At 71.0% G+C, this 9235-nt stretch carries 12 protein-coding genes; 4 read left to right on the top strand and 8 right to left on the bottom strand.

Going from position 1 to position 9235, the window contains the following annotated elements; all coding sequences use genetic code 11:
- The 3 genes from oraS to AB0C29_RS20515 form a co-directional block, all read right to left on the bottom strand.
- On the bottom strand, positions 1-235 hold a 235-nt coding region (gene oraS, locus AB0C29_RS20525), incomplete at its 3' end, for a lysine 5,6-aminomutase subunit alpha TIM-barrel domain-containing protein (RefSeq protein WP_360822306.1).
- A 1-nt stretch (position 236) separates the two neighbouring features.
- Positions 237-1781: an amidohydrolase family protein gene (locus tag AB0C29_RS20520; protein WP_360822304.1), complete on the bottom strand. Its 1545-nt coding sequence runs from the start codon at positions 1779-1781 to the stop codon at positions 237-239.
- A 5-nt stretch (positions 1782-1786) separates the two neighbouring features.
- Positions 1787-2824, bottom strand: a complete 1038-nt coding sequence (locus AB0C29_RS20515; RefSeq protein ID WP_360822302.1) for an L-erythro-3,5-diaminohexanoate dehydrogenase — start codon at positions 2822-2824, stop codon at positions 1787-1789.
- A gap of 131 nt (positions 2825-2955) precedes the next feature.
- On the opposite strand from AB0C29_RS20515, the gene AB0C29_RS20510 reads away from it, so the two are divergent.
- Complete coding sequence (locus AB0C29_RS20510) at positions 2956-4332, top strand: lysine 2,3-aminomutase (RefSeq protein ID WP_360822300.1); 1377 nt, start codon at positions 2956-2958, stop codon at positions 4330-4332.
- A gap of 60 nt (positions 4333-4392) precedes the next feature.
- On the opposite strand, the gene AB0C29_RS20505 is transcribed toward AB0C29_RS20510, so the two are convergent.
- Entirely contained in the window at positions 4393-4584 is a 192-nt protein-coding gene (locus AB0C29_RS20505) for a CsbD family protein (protein ID WP_212990512.1), read from the bottom strand.
- Positions 4585-4717: 133 nt separating this feature from the next.
- On the opposite strand from AB0C29_RS20505, the gene AB0C29_RS20500 reads away from it, so the two are divergent.
- Positions 4718-5443, top strand: a complete 726-nt coding sequence (locus AB0C29_RS20500) for a class I SAM-dependent methyltransferase (protein ID WP_360822298.1) — start codon at positions 4718-4720, stop codon at positions 5441-5443.
- Here the strand turns inward: AB0C29_RS20500 and AB0C29_RS20495 are convergent.
- Both AB0C29_RS20495 and AB0C29_RS20490 read right to left on the bottom strand, forming a co-directional pair.
- On the bottom strand, positions 5429-6211 hold the full coding sequence (locus tag AB0C29_RS20495) for a phosphotransferase (protein WP_360822296.1): 783 nt from the start codon (positions 6209-6211) through the stop codon (positions 5429-5431). The two genes, AB0C29_RS20500 and AB0C29_RS20495, sit on opposite strands and share 15 nt — an antisense overlap.
- Complete coding sequence (locus AB0C29_RS20490) at positions 6181-6348, bottom strand: hypothetical protein (RefSeq protein ID WP_360822295.1); 168 nt, start codon at positions 6346-6348, stop codon at positions 6181-6183. Before AB0C29_RS20490 ends, AB0C29_RS20495 begins: the two co-directional genes overlap by 31 nt.
- A 180-nt stretch (positions 6349-6528) precedes the next feature.
- Here AB0C29_RS20490 and AB0C29_RS20485 point away from each other — a divergent pair, with 180 nt between their 5' ends.
- Positions 6529-7323: a metalloregulator ArsR/SmtB family transcription factor gene (locus tag AB0C29_RS20485; RefSeq protein WP_360822293.1), complete on the top strand. Its 795-nt coding sequence runs from the start codon at positions 6529-6531 to the stop codon at positions 7321-7323.
- A gap of 4 nt (positions 7324-7327) precedes the next feature.
- The gene (locus AB0C29_RS20480) at positions 7328-7825 is read left to right on the top strand and encodes a hypothetical protein (RefSeq protein WP_360822291.1); all 498 of its coding nucleotides are present in this window, start codon (positions 7328-7330) and stop codon (positions 7823-7825) included.
- Between the two features lie 459 nt (positions 7826-8284).
- Here AB0C29_RS20480 and AB0C29_RS20475 read toward each other — a convergent pair whose 3' ends face one another.
- Both AB0C29_RS20475 and AB0C29_RS20470 read right to left on the bottom strand, forming a co-directional pair.
- Positions 8285-8749 (bottom strand): Lrp/AsnC family transcriptional regulator, encoded by a 465-nt coding sequence (locus AB0C29_RS20475; protein WP_360552003.1) that lies wholly within the window; start codon positions 8747-8749, stop codon positions 8285-8287.
- 43 nt (positions 8750-8792) lie between these two features.
- The coding region (locus tag AB0C29_RS20470) for an acyl-CoA dehydrogenase family protein (RefSeq protein ID WP_360822289.1) at positions 8793-9235 on the bottom strand (443 nt) is incomplete at its 5' end.

Here is a 9235-nt window from a genome sequence, read left to right as displayed (position 1 = left end):
CCGGCAACGCCACCCCGTGACCCCGGCCCACATCGGCGCGGACCGCGTCGACCAGCCGGTTCACCCACGGAATGCCGTCGGAATCCGCCCCCGACACCCCGGCCAGGCGCAGCACCGCCCGCTCCACCGACACCGTCGTGTGCGAGCGGGCCAGGTCCACGACCGGCTGCCCCGCCCGCGCGGCGAGCGCCCTGGCCCGCCGCACCACGTGCGGATCCAGCCCCAGCTTGTTCACGTCACTCCTCGAAGATCGTCTCGCCGTGCAGCACCGTGCGCCGGCACACCGGCCGCGCCGGCACCACCCCGTCCACCCCCGCCAACAACACCGGCAGGCCCCCGTCCGTCCCCGCCGGGGTCTCCCACACCGCGAACGTCGCCGACCGGCCCGGCGTCAGCACCCCCGCGTCGTCGACGCCGGCCGCCCGCCAGCCACCGCGGGTGCTCGCCCCGAACGCCGACCGCACACTCATCCGGTACGCCGGATTCCGCGGCGCCGCCGCAGCCACCACCGCCGCCCACGGATCCAGCGCCGTCACCGGCGAATCCGACCCGAACGCCAGCGACACCCCGACCGCGTACATCGCCCCGATCGGATTGGTCGCCAACGCCCGCTCCACCCCCAGACGCTGCGCGTACATCCGGTCCGGGCCACCCCACAACGCGTCGAACACCGGCTGCACGCTGGCCACCACCCCGAACTCCACCATCCGGGCGATCATCGCCTTGTCGATCAGCTCCACGTGCTCGATGCGGTGCCGGCCCTCCCGCAACCGGTCCACCCCCACCCGCCTGGCCGCGATCGCGAACCCGTCCAGCACAGCCTCGATCGCCGCGTCCCCGATCGCGTGGAAACCACCCTGCACACCCAGCTCGATGCACTCCAGCAGATGCGCCCCGGCCTGCTCCGCCGACACGAACGCCTCACCACAACCACCGTCACCGTCCAGATACGGCGACCGCACCGACGCCGTCCGCGACCCCAGAGCCCCGTCCGCGTACAGGTCACCAGCCGCACCGACCGCACCCAGCTCCCTGGCCCGCGCCGCACCACCGAGCTCACCCCAGTAGCCGAACACCTGCGGCAGCCCCGCACCCGACAACGCCAGCACCGACGCGAAATCCGCCTCACTGGAGGTCCCCGGACCCGCACACTCATGCACCGCCGCCACCCCACGCGACGCCGCCAGCCGCAACGCCGAGGTCTGCGCCGCCGTACGCTGCGCCGCCGTCAAAGACCCCAGCGCCACCGCCCGCACCGCGTGTTGGGCCTGCTCCGGCACCCAGCCCGACCCGGCGTACCCCGGCACCCCCTCGATGCCGGGGCACGCCGCCAGCAACGACCGCGACGCCAGCGCCGAATGCACCGACGCCTGCGACAGATACACCCGCCGCCCGTCCGCCGCCCGCTCCAGCACGTCAGCCGACGGCGGCTCCTGCACCGCCCACGTCGACTCGTCCCAGCCGTGCCCGTGCACCACCCCGTCGACCGGCCGCGTACGCGCGAACGCCGACACCGCCTCCAGCAGCTCCACCGCCGACCGCACCCCCGACAGATCCAGCCCGTCCGCCGCCAGGCCGGTGTCCGTCGCATGCAGATGCGCATCCACAAAAGCCGGCGTCACCAGCGCACCGTCCAGATCCACGGTCACATCCGCCGACGGGGCATCCGCCGCCGCACCCAGCCACGCGATCCGCCCGTCACGCACCAGCATCGCCGACGCCCGCGGATCCGCCGCCGAGTAGAACCGACCGTTCGCATACACCACAGAGGGGGAAATCATGACCGTCAGTGTGCCGCGATCCGCGCCTCGAACAGAGCCCGCACGGCCGGAGTGCGCCGCACCACATCCAGCGCGAACGCCGCATGCCCCGGCACGTACCCGTTGCCGATCAGCATCGTCACGTCCGCCGCCAGGCCCTCGGCCCCCAGCGCCGCCGCCGGGAAACTCGTCGCCATCGAGAAGAACACCACCGTGCCGCCCGCCGCCGTCGCCAGGATCGCCCCGTGCTCACACCCCGGCACATCCACACACACGACCGTCACCGTCGCCGGCTCACCCAGCGCCGCCACCACCGCCGACGACACCGCCAAAGGATCCCGGGCATCGGCGACCGCGACGTGATCAGCCAGCCCGGCCGCCAGCAGCGCGTCACGCTCGGCGTCCGACACGACCACCCCGACCGTACGGGCACCCGCCAGCCGCGCCGCCGTCAACGCCAGCGACCCGCTCTTACCGGCCCCGCCGAGCACCGCCACCGACACCGCACCGGCCGCCGCATGCCCGCGCACCACCCGGTCGGTCAACGCCGGCGCCCCGCACACGTCGAACACCGCCAGAGCCAGCTCCGGAGCCAGATCATCCGGCAGCACCGCCACCACCGAACGCCCGAACAGAATCGCATGACCCGCCGCCGGCACCTGCTCGCTGCGCCCGTCCCAGCCGGCCAGCCCGTCGGTCACCGCAAGGGGGGTCAGGGTCAGCGACACCAGCGTGGCGACCCGGTCACCGACCTTCACCGGCAACGGCGACTCCGGCCCGACCTCGTCGACCACCCCGATCAGCATGCCGCCCGAACCCGTCACCGGGTTGTGCATCTTGCCGCGCGTACCGATGATCTCCAGCACCTCGGCCCGCACCGCCGCGCCGTCCCCGCCGTGCTTGCCCGACAACTGCCGGAAGCTCGCCGCGTCCAGATTCAGCCGCTCCAGGCGGATCCGCACCTCGTCCGCGCCCAGCTCCGGACGCGCGTCCAGCCGCCACGCCGCCTGCGGCAGCACCCCGGCCGGATCGAGCACCCGAGACAGACCCACAGGAAACGACATGCCCACCATCCTCACAAGAAACAACTTGCCGCGCGGCCGTCCTACCGTAAATCCTCCGGGGCGACGGTTACTAGACCGCAGATTCTCCAGTATCGTCGATCACGATCGCTCCCCGACCCCAGGAGGCCCCGTTGACCGAGCTGAAGAACGACGCGGCCACCGCGGCCGGGCAGCCCTACAACTACCAGCGCCGCCCGCTGGTCGAACCCGACTGGACCCGCTTCCCCGGCTGGAGCAACGTCACCACCCAGCAGTGGGAATCCGCCCAGTGGCAACGCGTCAACTGCGTCAAGAACGTCAAACAGCTCCGCAAGGTCATGGGCGACCTGCTCGACGAACGCTTCTACGCCGACCTCGAAACCGACATGCAGCGCCTGGCCACCATGTCCATGCTGGTGCCGCCGCAGATGCTCAACACCATGGTGCCCGACCGCACCCCCGACACGGAGTCGTTCTACGCCGACCCGATCCGGCGCTACATGATTCCCGTCGCCACCGACCGCCACCTCGACTGGCCCTCACACCCCCACGCCACCCGCGACTCCCTGCACGAACACGACATGTGGGTCGCCGAAGGCCTCACCCACCGCTACCCCACCAAGGTCCTCGCCGAACTGCTCAGCACCTGCCCGCAGTACTGCGGCCACTGCACCCGCATGGACCTCGTCGGCAACAACACCCCCACCGTCGACAAACTCAAGCTCACCCTCAAACCCGTCGACCGCTACGACGCCCACCTGGCCTACCTCAAGGCCCACCCCGGCGTCCGCGACGTCGTCGTCTCCGGCGGGGACGTCGCCAACGTGCCCTGGAAACAACTCGAGACGTACCTGATGGGCCTGCTCTCGGTCCCCACCGTCCGCGACATCCGGCTCGCCACCAAAGCCCTCATGGGCCTGCCCCAGCACTGGCTGCAGGGCGACGTCGTCGAAGGCCTCAACCGCGTCGCGATCACCGCCGAACGCCGCGGCGTCAACCTCGCCGTGCACACCCACGTCAACCACGTGAACTCACTGACCCCGCTGGTCGCCCGGGCCGCCCGCATGCTGCTCGAAGTCGGCGTCCGCGACGTCCGCAACCAGGGTGTGCTCATGCGCGGCGTCAACGCCACCACCGCCGACCTGCTCGACCTCTGCTTCGGGCTGCAGGGCGAAGCCGGCATCCTGCCGTACTACTTCTACATGTGCGACATGATCCCCAACGCCGAGCACTGGCGCGTCCCGGTCTGGTACGCCCAGCAGCTCCAGCACGACATGATGGGCTACCTGCCCGGCTACGCCACCCCGCGGATCGTCTGCGACGTCCCCTTCGTCGGCAAGCGCTGGGTCCACATGCTCGCCGAGTACGACCGCGAGCACGGCATCTCCTACTGGACGAAGAACTACCGCACGTCCATCGAGGCCACCGACGACGAAGCCCTCAACAAGCTCCACGCCTACTACGACCCGATCGACACCCTGCCCGAGTCCGGCCAGCAGTGGTGGCTCAAGCAGCAGGTCGCCGAGTAGTAACAGCGCACAGAAAAGGCCCCCGGGACCGTCGTCCCGGGGGCCTCGCTGTGGGCCGGCTCAGCTGAAGGCGTCGCGTACGTCCTTGCCCGCGTCCTTGACGTGCTCGCCGGCCTGCTTGGCGTGTGCGGAGGTCTCCTGCGCCTGACCCTCGGCGGCGAGCCGCTCGTTGTCCGTGGCGTCGCCGATGCCCTGCTTCGCCTTACCGGTCAGCTCTTCGGCCTTGTTCTTGACCTTGTCAGTGAAGCTCATCGTCAACCTCTCCGAAGACTCGAACTTGATGGTTCTTGTCGAAGAAAAGGTGCCCGAAGGGCGCGTATCTAAAACACGACTCACGCTGGGTGGGGCGGCGCACCGCGTGTAGAGCGTCCTAGGATCCTTGGTCATGAGCGATCAAGCCGCTGCCTCCTCCTTCGGACAAGCTGCCGCCGTCTACGAGCGCGGGCGCCCGCCGTACCCTGCTGAAGCTCTTGACTGGCTCCTGCCGGCCGGGGCCGGCCAGGTCGTGGACCTCGGCGCCGGCACCGGCAAACTCACCCGCCAGATCCGCGACCGCGGCCTGCACGTCACCGCGGTGGAACCCTCCGACGGCATGCGCGCCGAACTCGGCCGCGTCCTGCCCGACGTGCCGGCCCTGGCCGGCAGCGCCGAAGCCATCCCCCTGAACGACCACAGCGCCGACGCCGTGCTCTGCGCCCAGGCCTGGCACTGGGTCGACCCCGAACGGGCCGTCCCCGAAGCCGCCCGCATCCTCAGACCAGGAGGACGGCTCGGCCTGATCTGGAACCTGCGCGACGAACGCGAGGACTGGGTCCGCCGCCTGGGCGAACTCATCCACTCCCCCGAACAGCACCGCCGCGCCGAGTTCGGGTCCCCGTTCGGGCCGGTGGAGACCCGCGACTTCACCTGGACCCACGAGATCACCCTCGACCGGCTCCTCGACCTGGTCGCGTCCCGCAGCTACATCATCCTGCTGAGCGAGCACGAACGCGCCGCCGTCCTGGACGCCGTCCGAGAGCTGACCGCCACCCACCCCGCCCTCGCCGGGCGCGACACGTTCGCAATGCCCTACGTCACCGAGTGCGCCCGGGCCGACCTACCGCAACGCTGAGCGCCACACCGGCAAATGCGCGGCGAGGTAGTCGGCCGCGCCACCCCAGTGCACGCCGTGGCCCTCGGCCCACAACCGGGCCCACGGCAGGGCACCGGTGCGGGAACCATCGGCCAGCAGGTCGTACATCGCCCGGGTACGCACGACGAGCTTGTCGGGCAGTGCGGCCCGTCCCGCGGCATCGAGGTCGTAGCCGTCGACGACCGCCCGCAGCCGCGGCGCATCCGCCTCCGGATCACCACCGGCGACCAGCGGCGCGAAGGTCTGCGCGAGGTAGGCCAGGTCCCAGAGGCGGGTGCCCGGGGCCGAGGCGTCCCAGTCGATGAAGGTCCAGGTGTCGCCGTCGCGGATCAGGTTCCACGGGGCCAGGTCCTGGTGACAGACGAGGTCGGCGCCGTCGGGCGGGATCGCCACGTCCCACCGGGCGCCGGGCGGAGGCACGAAGCCGGCGGACGCGTCGTGGATGGTGCGGACCATGGCGCCCAGCCGGTGCAGCTCGGCCAGGGTCATGGGCGGCGCGGACTCGTCCTGCCGGCCGGGCACGAACTCCAGCACCTGGCGGCCCTGCTCGTCGCGGCCGAGCACTGCCGGCACGCCGGCGACGCCCCTGGCGTGCAGGTGGCGCAGGAAGGCGTGAACGAAAGGAGTGGCGGGCGTCCAGGGCTTGCGCACGGTGGAGCCCGACCGGACCACGGACTCGGCTACGTTGCCGCCGGCCAAGGGCTCCTCGCGGCTGGTCAGGCCGTCCAGCCCAGCCGGATGCGCCACTCGTCGTTGGTGCCTTCGCGAGGGTCCTGCGTCAGGTGCAGCACGGCCTGCAGCGGAATCATCTGCTCCGGCGTGATCCTCGGTGGCAGCCGGCGGAAGTCCTCCCGGCTGCGCACGGCCCGCTCCTTGTTCTCCACGAGATCAGGCTAGGCGCCCTGAGCAATCCCCACAATCGTTGTTTGTCGAGGTGGGTCGCCGTAGGCGTCGTTCCAGGTGTGGCGCGGCGCACGTCGCGTAGAGCGTCCTAGGATGTTAGTTCCGCAGGTCAGCTAAGGTCCGTTGACAACATGCAGGTGATTGCCTGCATAATGGTCCGCGTGAGCCTCGACCCGGTCTTCAAAGCCCTGGCCGACCCGACCCGACGACTTCTGCTCGACCGTCTGCGCGAGCAGAGCGGCCAGACCCTGCGCGAGCTGTGCGACCGCCTGGCGATGACCCGCCAGTCCGCGACCCAGCACCTCGACCTCCTGCAGGCGGCCAACCTCGTGACCGTCGTGCGACGCGGGCGGGAGCGCCTGCACTACCTCAACCCGGGCCCCATCCACGAGATCGAGCAGCGCTGGATCTCCGGCTTCGACAGGCCCCGGCTGCGGGCCCTCGACGCGATCAAGAACAAGGCAGAGGAGTACGCCATGAGTGAAGAACCCACCCCGGTGCCGACCTACGTCTACACCACCTACATCCACGCGACCGCCGAGCAGGTGTGGCAGGCCCTGACCGACGCGGACCTGACCGCCCGCTACTGGGGGCACGCCAACGTCTCCGACTGGCAGCCCGGGTCGACCTGGGAGCACCGCCGCACCGACGGTTCGGGCGTCGTCGACGTCGTCGGCCGGGTGCTCAAGGCCGAACCGCCGACGACCCTGGTCATCACCTTCGACGACGTCCCCGAGGAGCAGCTGACCCGGGAGCCGTCGGTGGTGACGTTCCTGGTCGAGCCGTACCAGGAGATCGTCCGCCTCACCGTGACCCACGAGAAGCTCGCCAACCTCGAGATGCACGGCGGCATCTCCCGCGGCTGGCCGGCCGTCCTGGCCAACCTGAAGTCCCTGCTCGAAACGGGCGACGTCCTCCCCCAGGCGCCCTGGGACATGTCCTCCGCGCACAGCTGAGCCGATGGACACCACCGCGCTCGCCGCTGCCTACGATGCCCTGCTGGACGCCGCCACCACCGTTGCCGACGGAGCTCCACCGCCCGACGAATGGACCGCCGACGAGATCGTGGCGCACGTCGCCCTCGTCACCGCCGCCACCATCGCGACCGCCGCCGCCGTGGCCGCGGGAGCACACACCACCTACGACAACCGCCTGGCCCAGGACACCTGGACCATCAACCGTGTCATCGCCCTCGCCGACGGTCCCACCGGGCTGCGGGAGCGCATTCGCAGCCAGGGAGAGGCTCTGTGCACCCTCGCCGGCCCCACGCTGAGCGAGACCGAGCTCGACACGTCGGTGCCGGCCCTGCTGCTGTCCCACGACACCGCGCTGGTCAACGGCCCGGTGGCCCTGCGCGACATCATCACTGGGCTGGCCGAGGTGGAACTACCGGGCCACACCCGGCAACTCCTCGCCCTCAGCCCATCGGCACGCACCGAGGTCCGACCCTCGTCCTGATCCGGCGGGCTGACATCTGCACCCCGGCGCGGTCCGCTCGCTCGCGTCAGCCGCGCCACACCCCCTAAGCCATCCTAGGATGTTGACTTCGGCCTGCGCGCTTTCGCCGGGGTGCAGGCAGTGACGACCCCGTTCGAGCTGAAGCGCTTCCGGCGGTGCGGCCTGGCGCGCACGCTTGGTCAGGACAGACCGCTGACGGCAGGCGCGTCAGCACAAATCCCCACCCCCGCGAGCCACGCTCACGTGGCAAGCGACGCACGGCCCGCACCGGTCGGCGAGCGACGCGCCCCCGCACCGGTAGTAGAGCGACGCCCGCCCGCACCGGTGGACGTTCGCCGCCGCGGCCGGCTGCCGTCCGTCTTGCCGAGGACCCTGCGCAGCATTTCGTCGCCGCGGGCAGCTTGCTATGCCACGCAGAAGACGTGGTCCAGCCCACCCCACCTACGGCGTCCTAGGACACTATGCCTCCGGCTTGGCGGCGGGGGCGATCCGCGGCGGCCGGTTCTCGTACGGCGTGCTCAGCACCACCGTCGTCCGTGTCGTGACGTTCGCCGCCGTACGGATCTCCTGCAGCAGCCGTTCCAGGTCGGCCGGGCTGGCCACCCGTACCAGAAGCAGGTAGAAGTCCTCCCCCGCCACCGAGTAGCAGGAGTCGATCTCCGACAGGTGGGCCAGCCGTTCCGGCGCGTCGTCGGGCTGCGACGGGTCGAACGGGCGGATCGCCACAAACGCCGTCAGTGGCAGCTCCAGCGCCTCGTACGACACCTTCGCCGTGTATCCGCTGATCACGCCGCGCTGTTCCAGCCGGCGTACCCGCTGGTGCACCGCCGACACGCTCAGGCCGACCCGCTCCGCGAGATCGGTGTAGGACAGCCGGCCGTCCACGGTGAGGGCGCCCACGATCGCCCGGTCGATCTCTTCCACCGCGACAAGATACCGGTCGTGGCCGCCCGGTAACGAACCCGTTTCAGCCGCGGGTCAGCGACCGGCTGATGACCAGGCGCTGGATCTGGTTGGTGCCCTCGACGATCTGCAGCACCTTGGCCTCGCGGAACCAGCGTTCCACCGGGTGGTCGCTGACGTAGCCGGCCCCGCCCAGCACCTGGATCGCGTCGGTGGTCACCTTCATCGCCACATCCGTGGCGAAGAGCTTGGCCTTGGCCGCCTCCACCGAGAACGGGCGGCCGGCGTCCTTGAGCCGGGCCGCGTTCAGCAGCAGCGCGCGGGCCGCCGAGACCTGCGTGGCCATGTCGGCCAGCATGAAGCCGACGCCCTGGAACTCGGCGATCGCCCGGCCGAACTGCATGCGCTCGCGGGCGTACCCGGCGGCGTAGTCGACCGCGGCCTGGGCCAGGCCGACCGCGCAGGCCGCGATGCCCAGCCGGCCCGCGTCCAGGGCCTGCATGGCGA

This window comes from Actinoplanes sp. NPDC048791 (genome assembly GCF_040650095.1).
Lineage (GTDB): Bacteria > Actinomycetota > Actinomycetes > Mycobacteriales > Micromonosporaceae > Actinoplanes.
This window is presented reverse-complemented; position numbering and strand designations above follow the sequence as displayed.

What these genes read in the sequence shown, in the direction of transcription:
- AB0C29_RS20520 (WP_360822304.1), bottom strand. Translation starts at nt 1,781, where the DNA reads ATGATTTCCCCCTCTGTGGTGTATGCGAACGGTCGGTTCTACTCGGCG.
- AB0C29_RS20515 (WP_360822302.1), bottom strand. Translation starts at nt 2,824, where the DNA reads ATGTCGTTTCCTGTGGGTCTGTCTCGGGTGCTCGATCCGGCCGGGGTG.
- AB0C29_RS20505 (WP_212990512.1), bottom strand. Translation starts at nt 4,584, where the DNA reads ATGAGCTTCACTGACAAGGTCAAGAACAAGGCCGAAGAGCTGACCGGT.
- AB0C29_RS20500 (WP_360822298.1), top strand. Translation starts at nt 4,718, where the DNA reads ATGAGCGATCAAGCCGCTGCCTCCTCCTTCGGACAAGCTGCCGCCGTC.
- AB0C29_RS20480 (WP_360822291.1), top strand. Translation starts at nt 7,328, where the DNA reads ATGGACACCACCGCGCTCGCCGCTGCCTACGATGCCCTGCTGGACGCC.